The 15,339-nt window shown below is 68.1% G+C and carries 14 protein-coding genes; 8 read left to right on the top strand and 6 right to left on the bottom strand.

The features are described 5' to 3' along the window. The first annotated feature begins 32 nt into the window (after positions 1-32). Together H9634_RS02990 and menC are read left to right on the top strand one after the other, a co-directional pair. Positions 33-1,193 carry a M20 family metallopeptidase gene (locus H9634_RS02990; RefSeq protein ID WP_191725306.1) on the top strand — a complete coding sequence of 387 codons (1,161 nt, stop codon included), beginning with the start codon at positions 33-35 and terminating at the stop codon, positions 1,191-1,193. A 91-nt stretch (positions 1,194-1,284) separates the two neighbouring features. After that, on the top strand, positions 1,285-2,406 hold the full coding sequence (gene menC, locus H9634_RS02985; protein WP_191725305.1) for an o-succinylbenzoate synthase: 1,122 nt from the start codon (positions 1,285-1,287) through the stop codon (positions 2,404-2,406). 68 nt (positions 2,407-2,474) lie between these two features. Here menC and H9634_RS02980 read toward each other — a convergent pair whose 3' ends face one another. Next, positions 2,475-2,933: a DUF3817 domain-containing protein gene (locus H9634_RS02980; protein ID WP_191725304.1), complete on the bottom strand. Its 459-nt coding sequence runs from the start codon at positions 2,931-2,933 to the stop codon at positions 2,475-2,477. Positions 2,934-3,043: 110 nt separating this feature from the next. Then, entirely contained in the window at positions 3,044-4,951 is a 1,908-nt protein-coding gene (locus H9634_RS02975; RefSeq protein WP_225210527.1) for a M20/M25/M40 family metallo-hydrolase, read from the bottom strand. A 338-nt stretch (positions 4,952-5,289) separates the two neighbouring features. Between H9634_RS02975 and H9634_RS02970 the strand changes: the two genes are divergently transcribed. The 6 genes from H9634_RS02970 to H9634_RS02945 all read left to right on the top strand — a co-directional run bounded on the left by H9634_RS02970 (position 5,290) and on the right by H9634_RS02945 (position 11,263). Next, positions 5,290-6,390, top strand: a complete 1,101-nt coding sequence (locus tag H9634_RS02970; protein WP_191725302.1) for a VIT1/CCC1 transporter family protein — start codon at positions 5,290-5,292, stop codon at positions 6,388-6,390. A 71-nt stretch (positions 6,391-6,461) separates the two neighbouring features. Next, positions 6,462-7,448, top strand: coding sequence for an aminotransferase class IV (locus H9634_RS02965; RefSeq protein ID WP_191725301.1), 987 nt, complete (start codon positions 6,462-6,464; stop codon positions 7,446-7,448). Next, entirely contained in the window at positions 7,445-8,206 is a 762-nt protein-coding gene (locus H9634_RS02960; RefSeq protein ID WP_191725300.1) for a sulfite exporter TauE/SafE family protein, read from the top strand. Before H9634_RS02965 ends, H9634_RS02960 begins: the two co-directional genes overlap by 4 nt. An 88-nt stretch (positions 8,207-8,294) precedes the next feature. Continuing rightward, the gene (locus H9634_RS02955) at positions 8,295-8,588 is read left to right on the top strand and encodes a DUF4235 domain-containing protein (RefSeq protein WP_191725299.1); all 294 of its coding nucleotides are present in this window, start codon (positions 8,295-8,297) and stop codon (positions 8,586-8,588) included. 120 nt (positions 8,589-8,708) lie between these two features. Next, positions 8,709-10,064, top strand: coding sequence for a M24 family metallopeptidase (locus tag H9634_RS02950; RefSeq protein WP_225210526.1), 1,356 nt, complete (start codon positions 8,709-8,711; stop codon positions 10,062-10,064). Positions 10,065-10,069: 5 nt separating this feature from the next. Continuing rightward, positions 10,070-11,263, top strand: coding sequence for a M20 family metallopeptidase (locus H9634_RS02945; RefSeq protein ID WP_191725298.1), 1,194 nt, complete (start codon positions 10,070-10,072; stop codon positions 11,261-11,263). A 6-nt stretch (positions 11,264-11,269) separates the two neighbouring features. Here the strand turns inward: H9634_RS02945 and aroD are convergent, their stop codons facing one another. From aroD to H9634_RS02925, 4 genes are all read right to left on the bottom strand, one after another. Then, positions 11,270-12,019: a type I 3-dehydroquinate dehydratase gene (gene aroD, locus H9634_RS02940; protein ID WP_191725297.1), complete on the bottom strand. Its 750-nt coding sequence runs from the start codon at positions 12,017-12,019 to the stop codon at positions 11,270-11,272. A gap of 18 nt (positions 12,020-12,037) precedes the next feature. After that, on the bottom strand, positions 12,038-13,360 hold the full coding sequence (locus H9634_RS02935) for a Dyp-type peroxidase (protein ID WP_191725296.1): 1,323 nt from the start codon (positions 13,358-13,360) through the stop codon (positions 12,038-12,040). Between the two features lie 73 nt (positions 13,361-13,433). Continuing rightward, positions 13,434-14,069 carry a copper chaperone PCu(A)C gene (locus tag H9634_RS02930; RefSeq protein ID WP_191725295.1) on the bottom strand — a complete coding sequence of 212 codons (636 nt, stop codon included), beginning with the start codon at positions 14,067-14,069 and terminating at the stop codon, positions 13,434-13,436. Positions 14,070-14,220: 151 nt separating this feature from the next. Then, a complete protein-coding gene (locus tag H9634_RS02925; protein WP_191725294.1) occupies positions 14,221-14,901 on the bottom strand; it encodes a hypothetical protein in 681 nt (226 codons plus the stop codon). Positions 14,902-15,339 lie beyond the last annotated feature (438 nt).

Here is a 15,339-nt window from a genome sequence, read left to right as displayed (position 1 = left end):
CTGGTACGCCGCTGTGTGGAATTGAGGACCTGATGACTGACCGCTCCGTCGACCTTGCCGCTCTGCCCGATGCCGCCCAGGCGCGGCTGCCGCAGATGCTGACCGATCTGGAGCGGGTCATCACCCTGGAGACGCCCTCGGAGGACCACGCTGCGGTCGCCGCCGGCGCCCGTGACCTCGCCGCGCTCATCGAGGAGCGAGTGGGCACCGCGCCCGAGGTGGTGGTCATCGACGGGGTGACGCACCTGCGCCTGCGGTTCGGTTCCGGGCCGGTCAAGGTGGTGCTGCTGAATCACCAGGACACCGTGTGGCCGCACGGCACGCTCGACCGGCTGCCGTTCTCGGTCGCGGACGGAATCCTGCGCGGGCCGGGCAGCTTCGACATGCTCACCGGCACGATCATGAGCATCCACGCCACCGCGATGCTGCTCGAGCAGGCCGAGGACAGCTCAGCCCTTGACGGGCTGACGATCCTCATCACCGGTGACGAGGAGCTCGGCTCGACGACATCCTCCCAGCTCATCCGCGAGGAGGCGGCCGGTGCGCGGGCCGTCTACGTCATGGAGGCCTCGGCTGCCGGTTCCCTCAAGCTCGCCCGCAAGGGCACCTCGGACTATCGGGTCACCGTCCACGGCAAGGCCGCCCACGCCGGATTGGAACCGGAGAAGGGCGTCAACGCCGGCCTCGAACTCGCCCGCCTCATGCCGCTCATCGCCGAGATGGCCGATGACGAGAAGGGCACCACCGTGGTGCCGACGACGATCACCGCCGGCACCACTCCGAACACCGTGCCTGCCAAGGCGACGGTCCACGTCGATGTGCGCGCCCGGCTGACCGCCGAGCAGGAGCGCATCGATGAGGAGATGAGGGCGCTGACGGCCCAGCTGCCCGGCGCCGAGGTGGAGGTCACCGGTGGGATCAACCGGCCGCCGTTCGAACGCGACGCCGCAGCCCACCTCTTCGACCGCGCCGTGGCGCTGGCCGGTGAGATCGGCATCGCCGAGCCGACCGGCACCGCTGTCGGCGGCGCCTCCGACGGCAACTTCACCGCTGGTGACGGCATCCCCACCCTCGACGGGCTCGGGGCTGTCGGCGATGGTGCGCATGCCGAGCACGAGCATGCGATCATCTCCGAGATCCCACCGCGCACTGCCCTGCTGGCCGCCCTCATCGCCGACCAGCTCGCCGACTGAACCACCACCTCGGGACCGGCCTGCGACTGGCATCACCCTCCATTGCTATGGTGGCCGTACCATCTGCCGCCGCGCCGCACGGGAGCCTGCCATGAAACTGACCTCGCTGACCCTCCACCAGATCCGGCTGCCGCTCGTCAGCCCCTTCACCACGTCGTTCATGAAGGAGACGGAGAAGGACTGCTACCTCGTCGAGGCGCGCTTCGACACCGGCAGCGGTGAGGTCACCGGATGGGGCGAGTCGGTGGCGATGGTCGGGCCGCTGTACTCCGATGAGTACACCGCAGGCGGCATCGCCGTCACCCGTGACTGGCTGGCACCAGCGCTGTTCAACGTTGAGCACCTCACTGCCGAGACCGTCGGCTGGCACCTGCGCCACATCATCGGCCACCCGATGGCCAAGTCGGCCCTCGAGATGGCCGTCATCGAAGCGCAGCTGAAGGTGCAGAACCTGTCCTTCAAGGACTACCTCGGCGGTGTCGTCGACCAGATCCCCTCCGGCGTCTCGGTCGGCATCCAAGATTCGATCCCCGAGCTGCTCGAAGCCATCGGCGGCTACCTCGATGAGGGGTATGCCCGCATCAAGCTCAAGATCAAGCCCGGTGCTGACATCGAACCGGTGGCAGCCGTGCGACGGGAGTTCGGTGATGACTTCCTCTTCCAGGTCGACGCCAACGCCGCCTACACGCTCGTCGACGCCAACCACCTGAAGAAGCTCGACGACTACGGCCTGCTGCTGATCGAGCAGCCGCTGGGCGAGGCCGACATCCGGCAGCATGCGCAGCTGGCGAAGCTCATGGACACCCCGATGTGCCTCGATGAATCGATCGTCTCCGCGGAGGCGGCGGCCGATGCGATCAGCCTGGGCGCCACCTCGGTCATCAACATCAAACCCGGCCGGGTGGGCGGCTATATCGAGGCCAAGCGCATCCACGACCTGTGCCGCGCCCACGGTGTGGCCGTCTGGCACGGTGGCATGGTCGAAACCGGGCTGGGTCGTGCGGCCAACGCCGCGATGGCCTCGCTGCCGGGCTTCACGCTGCCGGGTGATGTGTCCGGTTCGAAGAGGTTCTTCCACGAGGACATCACCAAGGAGATCGTCATGCACGACGGTGTCGTCGATGTGCCGAGAGGCCCCGGTTTCGGTGTGACGATCGACCCGGCGCAGCTGGAGAAGTTCCGCGTCGCCGAATACACCATCACGCCCGACTGACATACACAGCGGCCGGCCACCGGAATCCTCCCCGGTGGCCGGCCGCATTCGTGTGCAGAGAGGGGCGCTCAGCCCTTGGGAATCGGCGGGCCGAGGAACAGCAGCACGCCGAAGAGGCAGGCGACGCCGACGAACCCGACGACGAGCGCGGCGAAGGGGCGGCGGATCGCCCAGTCGCACCATCCTTCGAAGAAGTTCCGCGGCTCGCGCGTGCCGGCGCCCAGCTCCCAGGTCCCGCCGAGCAGGCCGGCCCGCCGGGCGTGGATCTCGAAGGGGATCGTGGCGTACGGGATGATCGCCGAGAGCAGACCGGTGGCGATCTGCCCGGCCCGCCACCGCTGCGAGGTGCCGATGAGCACCGTGACGACGCAGTAGGTGAGGAACACGAACCCGTGGATGCCGCCGCCGATGCGCACACCGAGTTCAGTGGTGTGCGTGACGCATTTGAGGATCATGCCGGCGATGAGCAGCGTCCACGTGATGGCCTCGGCGATCGCGAAAGTGGTGAAGAGCTTCTTGGGAGTCACCCAACCATTGTGCCGAAGCAGTCTGAGTGAATACGCAACAGGGCCGGTGGCGTGTGCCACCGGCCCTGTGCTCTCAGCTGAGGGATCTCAGCTGATCATCAGGTGTCCGATCAGAGGCTGGACTTCCGGCGCAGAGTTGCGGCGGTGATGCCGATGCCTGCGATCAGCAGAGCAGCAGCGCCCCAGACGAGCGGTCCGGCTTCGCTGCCGGTGCGCGGCAGCTTGCCCTTGTCGTCCTTGCCCTTATCGTCTTCGCCGCCCTTGCCGTCGTCGTCCTTGACGTCGCCGACGGTGAAGGTGCCGGTGAGGTCGTCGCCGCCGTCGCAGGCAACGCGGACATCGTAGGTGCCGACGTAGCTGTTCGGGCGATCGGCGTTGACGCCGTGGACGGCGAAGGTGACGTTGCCGTCCTCATCCACGGTGGCGGTGTCCTCGTGCTTGAGGACGTCGATGCCGCGGGCCTCAACGGTCAGCTTGGCTTCGGTGCCCGGGGTGCAGCCGGCCGCCATGATGGTGACGCCCTTGTCCTCGTTGACGAAGTCAGCCGGGGAGATCTTCTCAGGCTTGACAGTCAGGCCGCGCTCCGTCGGAGCCTCATCGTCCTTGCCGCCGTCGTCATCGCCGCTGTCGTCTTCCTCTTCGAGGTTGTAGGCGAGCACGTGTGCAGCCCAACCCATCGCCGGTGCGAAGATATCGAGCGACTCCTGGCTGACGTTCTCCAGGTTGTCTTCCGGCGTGTGGTAGTTGCGGTCGCGCTGGACGCCGGCGGTGCCGCCGAACATCTTCTGCTCTTCTTCGGTCTTGATGCCGTCGGCACCGGAGAACAGACCGGAGACCGGGACGCCGTTGTCGATGAAGGCCTGGTAGTCCGAGCGGCCCGAGAACTCGGTGCCGATGTGCTCCTGGTCGTTCGCATCGAAGAAGTCGGTGAAGATCTTCTCCAGCTCAGCCGAGCCCTCCGGCACGTTGACACCCGGCGGGATGTCGACGTACGAGCCATCGGAGTCGAGCGTGCCGACGACGTAGTTCTCCGAACCGATCATGTCGTAGTTGAGGTACGCCTTGATCTTCTTGAGCTCGTCAGGGTTGTTCTGCGCAAGGTCGTTGACGTAGTGGGTCGAGCCGACGAGGCCGACTTCCTCAGCACCCCAGAATCCGAATCGGACCTTGTTGTCGACCTCGTAGTCGAGTGCGGCCATGCCCTCGGCAACAGCGAGGAGTCCGGCCACGCCGGAGGCGTTGTCGTTGACGCCCGGGCCCTCAGGCACACCGTCGAGGTGAGCGCCCATCATCTGGACGTTATTGGGGTCGCCGGCCTTGGTCTCGGCCATGACGTTCCAGGTCTTGACAGTCTCGAAGGTCGTCTCGACCGTCATGTCAGCGGTGACCGCGGTCTCCTGGTCCTCCGGGTCGACGGCCTTGATCTTCTCGACCAGGGCATCGCCCTCAGCCTTGCTCAGCGCACCGGCGGGGGCATTGCCCTCGACGCGATCGCCGGCGGTGAAGTTGCTGGCGCCATCCTGGTTGTTGTAGATGATGACGCCGGCCGCTTCGGCCTTGCTCGCGTTGGTGATCTTGTCGCCGAAGGCGCATTCGCCGCGCTGGATGAGGACGATGGTGTCCTTATTGTCCTCGGTGAAGGCCTCACCGGAGCAGCCCAGCCCGGCGTTCTCACCTTCACCAGCTGGCAGCGTCATCGGAACGTCTGTGAGCGGTTCGTCGGTGCCTTCGGCGTTCGAGATCGTGCCGAAGTCCTTCTGCTCCACGCCGTTGACGCTCAGGCTGACCTCGTCGAAGGTCTGCCGCGGGAAATCGAACTCCTGACGCTCAACCTCGAAGCCGGCTTCCTTCATGACGCCTTCGACGTACTCGGAGGCCTCTTCATAGCCCTTGGTACCGAGCGCGCGGTATCCATCCTCCTTGTTGGCCTCGGAGATCTCGCTGAGCTCGGTGAGGTGCTTGAACACCTGGTCACCGGTCACACCCATATCGGTGTGCGCTGTCACTGGAGCGGCCATTGCCGGGGAGGTCATCCCCAGACCGAGCGCCGCTGCGGCCGTAACCGCTACTGCGGCGCGTGCCAATCGATTCGACATAACAACCTTTCGGTCCATCTGACGGTGCTGCACCTCGGTGTGCATCACCCCGTGATAGTCATCACACAGTCCACCACAGTATTACAGTTCGCTGCATGTTTGATAACGGAATGATAACAACGGCAACAACATGGTAACGAAGCACCCCGGAAGCCGCGGACTCATGCGGAACCCAGGCGCTCAGAGAGCACACAGAAATATTCTTTTGCTCATCTGCGCAAGTGTTGTACATAGAAACGTTTGCGCCTATCATTGAACGTATGCCTGACACCCGCGCCGCCGTGCCCGCTGAGCCGAGCCCTGCCCTCATCCGGCAGTGGCAGCGGCACCTGGCCAATGAGCGCCTCGAAGAGCGCGTCTACCGCAAGCTCGCCGCCCGCAAGCAGGGTGAGGAGCGCGAGATCCTGCTCGCCATCGCCGATGCCGAACGCCGGCACCAGCAGCACTGGATCGACCTCCTCGGCCCCCACGCCGAACAGCGCCGCGCCCCGGATCTGGGAACTCGCATCCTGTCGCTGCTCGGCAGCATCTTCGGCTCGGTCTTCATCCTCGCCCTCATCCAGCAGCAGGAGACCTCCAGTCCCTACGACACCGACCAGTTCGCCACCGACCAGATGGCTGCTGATGAGAAGGTCCACGCCGAGGTCGTCCGCGCCCTGGCCGCGAAGTCCCGCGCCCGGCTCTCAGGCAACTTCCGCGCCGCCGTCTTCGGCGCCAACGACGGGCTCGTCTCCAACCTCGCCCTCGTCCTCGGCGTCGGCGCAGCCGGCATGTCGAACCCCGTCATCCTGCTCACCGGCATCTCCGGACTGCTCGCCGGAGCCCTGTCGATGGGGGCTGGAGAGTACATCTCGGTGCGCAGCCAGCGCGAGCTGCTCGAGGCCTCCCAGCCGGTGCGCCAGCCCGCCGAGGCACTGGCCTCACTCGACTTCGACGCCAATGAGCTCGCCCTCGTCTACCGCGCCCGTGGCTACGACGAGGAGGAGGCCCTGGCCAAGGCACAGCGCACCCTGGCCCGCGCGCACGGCGGCACCCTGCCCTCCCACACCGCACCGACGGGCAAGGAGAACGAACACGAAGAGCTCGGCACCGGCCTGGGTGCTGCGGCCTCCTCATTCTGCTTCTTCGCCTCCGGGGCGATCGTGCCGATCCTGCCCTACATCTTCGGCATGCACGGGATGCCGGCGATCCTCACCGCTGCCGGCCTCGTCGGCGTTGTGCTGCTGGGCACCGGCGGCACCGTCGGCGTGCTCTCCGGCCGCCCGCCGCTGCCGCGTGCGCTGCGCCAGCTGGCGATCGGCTTCGGCGCGGCCGCTGCGACCTACCTGCTCGGCCTGGCCTTCGGCACGACGCTGAGCTGACACCTCGGGCGCGGATGCCAGCAGCTGAGCGGCGAGCCGGACAGCCGGGCCCAAGTGCTTTAATTGAGGGCATGACCCTCACCCATTCCCTGGCTCTCATCGACGTCAGCGCCGGCACGCACGAGCTGGCCGACCTCGCCGCAGCCCACCTGCCGGTCGATGACCTCTCGACCCACCGCGGTGACGGGATCTTCGAGACCGTGCTCGTCACCGTCACCGGCGGCACGCACTCGGTCAAGGCCCGGCGACTGCACTTCGACCGGTTCCGCGGCTCAGCACGCGCCCTCGAACTGCCGGTGCCCGTGGCCGAGGTGTGGGACGCCGCTGTCGACGACGTCGCCCGCGCCGTCATCGCCGGCAACCCCGGGGTCACCGAATTCAGTGTGCGCTACACGCTCTCGCGCGGACTCGATGCCCCGCGCGGCTGGGTCATGTCGATCTCGCTGCCGGAGGCGTATCCCGCCCAGCGCCGGGAGGGGGCTGACTTCATCAGCCTCGACCGCGGCTTCGAGGCCTATGCCGGGCAGTCCGCGCCGTGGCTGCTGCTCGGCGCCAAAACCCTGTCCTATGCCGCGAATATGGCAGCGACCCGCTGGGCGCAGGAGCACGGCGCCGATGACGGGCTGTTCATCAGCCGCGACGGCCTCGTCCTCGAAGGCCCGACCTCGAATGTCATCATCCGCCGCGGCCACGAGCTGCTCACCCCGGACCCGAAGGCCGGGCTGCTGCACGGCACCACCCAGCAGACGATCTTCGCCGCCGCCGCCGAACACGGCTACCTGTGCTCATATGCCGATCTCACGCGCGACGACCTGCTCACCGCCGACGGTGCGTGGATGGTCTCCTCAGCCCGGGTTGCGGTGCCGTTCCGCAGCCTCGATGGGGAGGCGGTGACGATGGATCCCGAACTCACCGGGCAGATGTACGACTGGGTCACCGGCGCCGCTGATGACGGGACTGCCGGTGACACTGCGGTTGGGCCCGACACCACGGCTGGGCCCGACATCACGGCTGGGACCACTGCCGCAGACGGTCCGCCGCAGGGAGGCACGCCATGACGATCGGTGCGATTCTCTTCGGGCTGCTGACCGGTTCGGTCATCGGGCTCACCGGCGGCGGCGGGGCGATCGTCGCTGTTCCGGCACTCGTCTACGGCCTCGGCATGCCGATGGCCAAGGCGGTGCCGACCTCGCTCATCGTCGTCGCCTCCTCCTCGATCGTCGGCATCCTGCCGCGGCTGCGCTCGAAGATGGTCGACTGGACGACCGCCGGCACGATCGGCGTCACCGGCATGCTCACCGCGATCGTCGGCGCCCGGGTGCACGACTTGTTCCCCGAGAAGGGGCTCATGATCGCCTTCGGCGTCCTCATGCTCATCGCCGCGATCCGCATGTTCATGCCGATGCCCTATATCGACCCCGACACCGGGGCGTTCACCGGCCGGCGGTTCGCCAAGGGCATCGCCGTCGGTGCGGTCGTCGGGTTCCTCACCGGCCTGCTCGGCGTCGGCGGCGGATTCCTCATCGTCCCAGCACTTACGATCCTCATGCACGTGCCGATGCACATCGCCGTCGGCACCTCCCTGGCCGTCGTCGCGCTCAACTCGATCGCCGGAGTCATCGGCTACTTCGACCGGCTGGCCGCAATCGACTGGCCGGTGGCCATCACCTACACCGTGTGCGCAATGACCGCGGCGCTGGTGGCCGGTCAGCTCGGCCGGAAGCTGCCGAACACCGTCGTCCGCTACGGCTTCGCCACCCTCGTCGTCCTGCTCGCCGGGTTCGTGTTCTTCGAGACCTTCGTCCTGCAGGGCTGAGGACACGTGCCCCGGACGCGGACCGTGGCGGTAGGCTAGGACACAGCAGTCCCGTAACAGACCTCAGATCCGCAAGGGAGATGGAGACATGGGCAAGATCGCATGGCAGATCCTCGGTGTCGGCGGCACCGCGCTGGCAACCCTGGCCGCACGCAAGGCACTGGGCATCGTGTGGGAGAAGACTACCTCGAAGCCGGTGCCGATCAACACCGAAGACGACCAGGTCGGCCTGAGCGAGGCGCTGGCATGGACGATCATCTCCGGTGTCGGCATCGCCGTCGCCCAGCTCGTCGTGCAGCGCTACGCTGCATCAGCCGTGCGCAACCACTTCGGTGAGACCGCACTGCCCAAGAAACTGCAGAAGGGCGCCGACGTCGACTGAGACACTCGGCAGCAGAGAGGACCCGCAGCCCCGGCACGTGATGCCGGAGCTGCGGGTTCTTCCATGTACGAGGCGCGGCTCTGTTGACACACCCGACCAGCACGACTCAGACTGTGAGCCATGACACAGCCGCGTGCACCCCATCCGGGTCTGCACCCGCCGGGGGCCACCACCTCGGGCACGGACCCGGCCACCGCCTCGGGACCGGGTGACATCCACAGCATGCGCCCCGGCGGCTTCGGAGCCGCCCGCCGGCCCGAACCACGGCCGGGAGACGCCGGCACACCCGGTGCGCACGGCCTGCTTTTCTCCGCTGAGGAGTACGAGCAGCGGCTGGCCGCCGTCCGCCGCCGGATGCGCGATCAGGGCCTGTCGGGGCTCATCGTCACCGACCCGGCGAACATGTTCTACCTCACCGGCTACAACGCCTGGTCCTTCTACACCCCGCAGCTGCTCTACGTCCCGGCGTCGGGCCCGATGACACTGTTCGCCCGGGAGATGGACGCCCACGGGGCGCAGCGCACCTGCTGGCTGCCCGAAGAGGACATCGTCGGCTACCCCGAGCGCTACGTCCACCGCCCGCACATCCACCCCTTCGACTGGATCGCGTTCGCCCTGCGGCAGCGCTGGGAGGTCGCCCCGGCCGCCCACGGATGCATCGGCGTGGAGATGGACAGCCACTACTACTCCCCGCGCGCCCACCGCGCACTCGTCCACGGCATCCCGGAGTGGACGCTCGTCGACTCCTTCGAGCTCGTCAACTGGATCCGGGCGATCAAATCCCCGGCCGAGATCGCGATCATGCGACAGGCCGCCCAGGTCACGACCGCGGCGATGAACGCGGCACTCGACGCTGTTGAGGCGGGCGCCCGGCAGAACGACGTCGCCGCCGCGATCGCCCACGCGCAGGCGGCCGGCACCGCCGAGGTGTGGGGCGACTTCCCGGCGATCGTGCCGATGCTGCCGACCGGTGAGGGCGCCGACACCCCGCACCTGACGTGGACCGACCGCAGGCTCAGGTCCGGGGAGCCGGTCGTCATCGAACTCGCCGGCGCCCATCACCGCTACCATGTGCCGCTGGCCCGCACCGTCATGCTCGGCGACCCGCCGGCTCAGCTGCAGCACACCGCAGATGTCGTCGCCGAAGCGCTGAATGAGGTGCTGGAGACGATGCGCCCGGACGTGCCGGTCGCCGAACTCGCCCGGGTGTGGAATGCGGTGCTCGCCCGCTACGAGATGGTCAAGGAGTCCCGGCTGGGCTATTCGATCGGGATCGGCTACCCGCCGGATTGGGGTGAGCGGACGATCTCGCTGCGCAGCGAAGACGAGCAGGTGCTCGCCGCCGGCATGACCTTCCATGTCATCGCCGGCATGTGGCTTGATGGCATCGGCTACGAAGTGAGCGAACCGCTCGCCGTCACCACCACCGGCGTCGAGTGCTTCACCGACTTCCCCCGCGACCTCATCCGGAAGTGACGGCCATGACCGACGCTGACGATGGGCTGGCCGGCCGGCTGGTGGAGCTGACCGGGGATCTGATCCGTGCCCGAGGTGAGAATCCCGGTGGCACCGAAGAGGCGACCGTTGACGTCATCGCCGGGTTCGCGCACGCTCATGGGCTTCACGTGCACATCGCCGAGGTGGCCGCCGGCCGGCCGAACATCGTCGTCACCGCACCAGCCGCGGCGCGCCGTTCGGGGGAACTGCCGGAGGGTCTGCTGTTCCTCGGCCACTCCGATGTCGTACCCGCTGGCGACGGCTGGACCGGGGATCCGTTCGAGCCGCGGCTGGCGGACGGCTGGCTCACCGGGCGCGGGGCAGCGGACATGAAGGGCGGGCTTGCCGCGGTCCTGTGCGCGCTCGCCGACGCGCATGCCGATGGCGGGTTGAGCGCTCCGGTGAGTCTGGCGGTCACTGTCGATGAGGAGGATCTGGGCACCGGCATCCGGCATCTCGTGACAGACGGGCTTGGCCCGCACGCCGGGCAGCACTTCAGCTCGTGTGTCGTCGCTGAGCCGACGGATCTGGCCATCATCACCGCCTGCCGCGGGGATGCCTATCTGGAGGTGCGGCTGACCGGGATCTCTGCACATTCGGGCAGACCGGCCGACGGCCGTTCGGCGATCATCGCCGCAGCGAAGCTCATCACCCTGCTGACGGACAATCAGGCAGAACTCGATGCCGATGGTCATCCGCTACTCGGGGCCGGATCGTGGAGTCCGGGGATCATCACCGGCGGGCAGGGAACCTCGATGGTCGCCGGTGCCTGCCGGATCTCCCTCGACCGCCGGCTGCTGCCCGGCGAAAGCGCCGAGCGCATCGCCGGCTGGCTCATGGCTGCCGCAGCCGAGGTCGGCATCACCGGTGACGGGATCGGCCTTGATGTCGAGGTGACGATGGAGATGCCGGGCTTCATCACCGACCACGATTCCCCTGCGGTCACGACGCTTGAGGCCGCTGCCGAGGCAGTGACCGGGCAGGTGCCCGAATGCACGGTGTGGACGGCAGCCTGCGACGGCGGCTATATCGCCCGGGACCTCGGGATCCCGACCATCGTGTACGGCCCGGGCAGCATCAGCGAACAGGCTCACCATGTCGATGAGGCGATCGAGGTTGCCGAGATCGTACGCGCTTGCCGGGTCTACCGGCAGCTCATCGGCACGACCTGCCGGTGAGCCGTCTCAGTCCTCACCGACGAGGATCTGCAGGGTCTGACGCACTTCGGGCACGGACACCTGACCTGGAGCCGAACCTTCGCCGACGGTCGCGAAAGTGGCCGCAGAGCCGAACTCGCCGCCGATGAGCCGGGTGAGCCTGCCGCGCCGGCCCATCGCGATGACAATGATCGGGATCCGCAGGCGGGCCCGGCCGCGGTCGGCGGCTTCGAGCGCCTCGAGCACATCGGAACGGTTATGCGGCATCACCGCGATCTTCGCGACGTCAGCCCCGAGGTCAGCCATCGCCTTGAGAGTGCGCAGCAGCTGCTTCGACGGCGGGGTGTCGGTGAAATCGTGCGCCGAGGCGACCGAGGCGACCCCTGCCTCGGCGGCGGCGGTGATGAGCTCACCGGCGTCTCGGCGGGCGAACTCGATGTCGACGGCGGCCGGGCCGGCGGCGATCGCCTGCCGGATGAGCGCGGTGTAGGCGTCCTCGTCGAGGTTCGCGGCCCCGCCCTCGGAATCGGTGCGGATGGTGAGCAGCACCGGCAGGTCCGTGTGCGCACTGATCGCCGCCAGCCCCGCGGGGAAGACGTCGCCCGCCTTCGCGCTCAGCCCGGCGGCCAGGGCATCGACGCGCCATTCGAGCGCGTCGATCCCGGCAGTCTGCGCGCAGTCGGCGGCGAGCCGGCCGAGTTCGTCGAAGTCACCGGCGACGAGCGGGACGATGACGGCAGGCAGCTGATCTGAAGCCACGAACGGCAGCGATGTCATGGCACTACCTTAGAGCACTCACGACTCGAAGAGCGCCTGGCCGATGTACTCTCCCTCAGCTGCGCCCGGCGGGATCGCCCACACGGTCGAGCCGATCGGCGCGGTCCACTGATTCAGCAGGTCGACCTCGTCAAGCCGCTTCTGGATCGGCAGGAACTGCCGTTCGACCGAGGCCTGGTAGGAGGCGAACATGAGCCCGGTCTTGCCGACGATCGCGCTGCCGGTCGGGCCGGTGGCGGCATCGGCGGCGTCAGGCACCGAATGGTAGTTGTACACGCGCCTGAAGATCTGCTGCTCAGGGGCTGCGTTGTTGCGGCTGCGCGCGACATGGCTGGCCGGGGAGATGATCGTGAAGCCCTTGTCGTCAGTGGCCTCCAGATCCGGGATGTCGTGCTCCTCGGTGCCGGTCATCGGCGCGCCCTTCTTCAGGTCGCGGCCGATCGAGAACTCGCGAGCCGGCCGGTCGGCCTCATCCCAGGTCGCCAGATTCATGTCGATGTCGCGCAGCACCAGCGAGGTCCCGCCTCTCAGCCACTCCGGGTAGTCAGCGGCCAGGTCGAGCGGCGGCTCACCGCGCGCGGAGAACACCGGGCTGGCCTGCCCGAGCGTCTTGCCCCACACCAGGCGGGCGAAGTCCTCCGAACCCGGCCCCGGGTTGGCGGTCCCGTCGACCTGGCCGAAGAGGTTGCGGGTCGTCGTGCCCTGCGGGTCCGAGCCGTAGGAGCGGCGGAAGCTCGAACGCGACCAGGCGACGTCCATGAACGCACGGGCGTCCTTAAGCAGCATCCGCACCGCATGCGCGATGGTGAACGGGTCATCACCGCACACCTGCAGCAGCAGGTCGCCGCGGCACAGCCGGTCCTCAAGCCGGTCGATGCCGAATGCCGGCAGCGGGCCCAGCCAGCCGGGGACATGCTGACTGCCTGCCAGCTCGACGAGCCCGCGGGCGAACCCGAAGGTCACCGTCAGCCGGGCCGGGCGCTCGTTGAGCTCCGGTTCGGTGTCGGCCAGGGGCGCGGCACCCTGGGTCATGAGCGCGGCATCGTCGGTCAGCAGCTTGAGCATCCGGATCAGCCGCGTGACATCGGTGTCGTCCTTGCGGGTCAGTGAGACGAACATGGCGTGCGCCTGCGGGATCGTCTCGACCCCGGACTGGTGCGCGCCGTAGAACGGCTCGATCTGGGCGCCGTTAAGGCCCGAGGTGTCGGGCTGGGGCTGAGCCGTCGCGGCCGGCTGCTGCCGGCCGGTCAGGAACCCGAGTCCGGCACCGGCGGCTCCTGCCCCGACGCCGAGTGCGGAGGCGCCGAGCAGACGCCGACGATCGATCTCCACAGAAATCATCTCCTCAGAGGTAGGCGGCTGCCCGGGCCGGCCGGTCGGCACCGGCCGGCTCCAGGCAGCAGGTCAGGGCCGATCAGTGATCGTGTCCGTCTTCCTCATCGCCGTGGTCGTGGCCGTCGTGGTCGCCATGGTCCATGTCGCCGTGGTCCATGTCCGAGCCGTCGCCCTGGTCGTATTCCTCCTGGGCGCCGGCGAACTCCTTGGCCGGGACGGTGACGTCGAGGTCGCCGGCGTCGGTCTTGAGCGTCGTGGTGACCTCGGCGCCGGGCTCGATGCCCTCCTTGAGCTTCATGAGCATGATGTGGTCGCCGCCCGGCTCCAGCTTCAGCTCACCGCCGGCGGGGATGACGAAGCCGCCTTCCTTTTCCTGCATCTTCGTCGAGCCCGAGTTGTCTTCGACGGTCTCGTGCAGCTCGGCCATTCCGGCAACTGAGGACTCGGCACCGGTGAAGTGGATGTCCTGATCGGAGGAGTTCTTCAGGGTGCCGAACACGGCGGTCATGCCGTGGTCCTTGTCGACGGCCTTGACCCAGCCGTCTTCGAGGGTCAGTGCGGATTCGGCGGTGACCGCCTCGTCCTGCTGGGCGTCGGTGCCGCCGGCCTCGGTGGAGGCGTCGGTGCCGTCGGTGCCGCCGCAGGCGGCCAGAGTCAGTGCCAGGCCGAGGGCGGAGGCGGCTGCGGCGGTGCGGAATGCGATGGTCTTCTTCACTGTGGTGAGTCCTTTGCTCTTGCGTGCCGTGCACGCTGGTGCACGCAGGGCAGCACCGCACGCGGGGTGCTGTCAGGGCCCTGCCGGGGGCACGGGGTTCAGATGGGTGAGGACCTGCACCGCTCCCGAGGCGGGAGTCCGGTCGTGCAGATCAGGCAGGCGTGGGTGCCTGCAGGCGGGTGAAGAGGACCGACGGCGGGCCGCGTCTGAACCGGGAGTCGAGCACAGCGGGCGTGACTGCGGCCAGCACCGGAGCGACCTGCGCTGGCAGCCGCGAGGGCATGACGAGCGGGACGAAGCGGGTGAAGGCCGTGGCGATCGGGCCGAGGGCTGCCTGGATGAGGGCGAAGACGAACTCCTCGCCGCATTTGAGGATCGCAATCGTGACGACAGCTGAGAGCAGGTGGGCGATGAGCATCGAGGCGCCCGCACCGGCCTGTGCGGCAGCCTGCCCGGCGGCTGCGGCGGTGTCGGCGACCGCAGCCGAGACCTCGGCGTCGGTCAAGTGGTGGGCGTGTGCACCGCTGCCGGCGCCGGTGCCCAGCTGCAGGTAGACCCGGCCGCTGTGGCCGCTGATGATGAGCGGGACGTGGCTGAACACGGTCATGAGGTGATGCAGCGCCAGCTGCGCGAACGCCACGATCGCGCTGAGCGAAAGGATCCCGAGCCGCCGGCCGGCCAGCAGCACGCCGATCCACAGGGTGAGCACGAAGCATACGATGCCGGCCAGCAGTGAGGCGCTGCCGTGGGCGCCGAGGTGGAAGAGCGTCGCGATCGCGGTGGCGATGAATGCCGCACCCACCGAACGCCAGATGCGCAGCTGTCTGCTCATGCCACCTCCTCAGCTCATTCCTGCCGGCCCGCACGCGCGGTGCGAGCCCGCCTCATTCTACAACTTGTCGTGCAAACCCCGGGCCGCGGGTGTGGCTGCGGGACTGCGGACGAGGCCGCGCCTACGGCAGATGTGCGCCGAGTGCGCCGCATGCCCGCAGCACAGCGCTCGTGCACCGCCACCGGTGTAACGATGGGGTAACGTTCCGGCTTTCAGTGTTTGCCCAGGTCAGCTTGTCTATTCTGAGCAGTTCGCGAGAGCGCATCGGAAGGCAGCCGGGCGCCGTCAGGGTGTCTGCGGTGGGCGGCTCCCTAGACTGGTCGTCGTGGCCTGGCAGCGCTCTGACCTGTATGCCGGTCGCCAGACCGGGACCGGCCACCGCCCGATGCGCTCTCCTGTTCTCTCCTGCGCCGGGCCACACACCTGTGTTGCCGAAAG

The sequence above is a fragment of the Brevibacterium gallinarum genome (assembly GCF_014836885.1).
Taxonomy (GTDB): domain Bacteria; phylum Actinomycetota; class Actinomycetes; order Actinomycetales; family Brevibacteriaceae; genus Brevibacterium; species Brevibacterium gallinarum.
Note: the sequence above shows the minus strand (reverse complement) of the source record. Positions and strands in the feature narration are given on the sequence as shown.

Coding starts and splice junctions, on each gene's coding strand:
- H9634_RS02990 (WP_191725306.1), top strand. CDS start 33: ATGACTGACCGCTCCGTCGACCTTGCCGCTCTGCCCGATGCCGCCCAG.
- menC (WP_191725305.1), top strand. CDS start 1,285: ATGAAACTGACCTCGCTGACCCTCCACCAGATCCGGCTGCCGCTCGTC.
- H9634_RS02975 (WP_225210527.1), bottom strand. CDS start 4,951: ATGGCCGCTCCAGTGACAGCGCACACCGATATGGGTGTGACCGGTGAC.
- H9634_RS02970 (WP_191725302.1), top strand. CDS start 5,290: ATGCCTGACACCCGCGCCGCCGTGCCCGCTGAGCCGAGCCCTGCCCTC.
- H9634_RS02965 (WP_191725301.1), top strand. CDS start 6,462: ATGACCCTCACCCATTCCCTGGCTCTCATCGACGTCAGCGCCGGCACG.
- H9634_RS02960 (WP_191725300.1), top strand. CDS start 7,445: ATGACGATCGGTGCGATTCTCTTCGGGCTGCTGACCGGTTCGGTCATC.
- H9634_RS02955 (WP_191725299.1), top strand. CDS start 8,295: ATGGGCAAGATCGCATGGCAGATCCTCGGTGTCGGCGGCACCGCGCTG.
- H9634_RS02950 (WP_225210526.1), top strand. CDS start 8,709: ATGACACAGCCGCGTGCACCCCATCCGGGTCTGCACCCGCCGGGGGCC.
- H9634_RS02945 (WP_191725298.1), top strand. CDS start 10,070: ATGACCGACGCTGACGATGGGCTGGCCGGCCGGCTGGTGGAGCTGACC.
- aroD (WP_191725297.1), bottom strand. CDS start 12,019: ATGACATCGCTGCCGTTCGTGGCTTCAGATCAGCTGCCTGCCGTCATC.
- H9634_RS02935 (WP_191725296.1), bottom strand. CDS start 13,360: ATGATTTCTGTGGAGATCGATCGTCGGCGTCTGCTCGGCGCCTCCGCA.
- H9634_RS02925 (WP_191725294.1), bottom strand. CDS start 14,901: ATGAGCAGACAGCTGCGCATCTGGCGTTCGGTGGGTGCGGCATTCATC.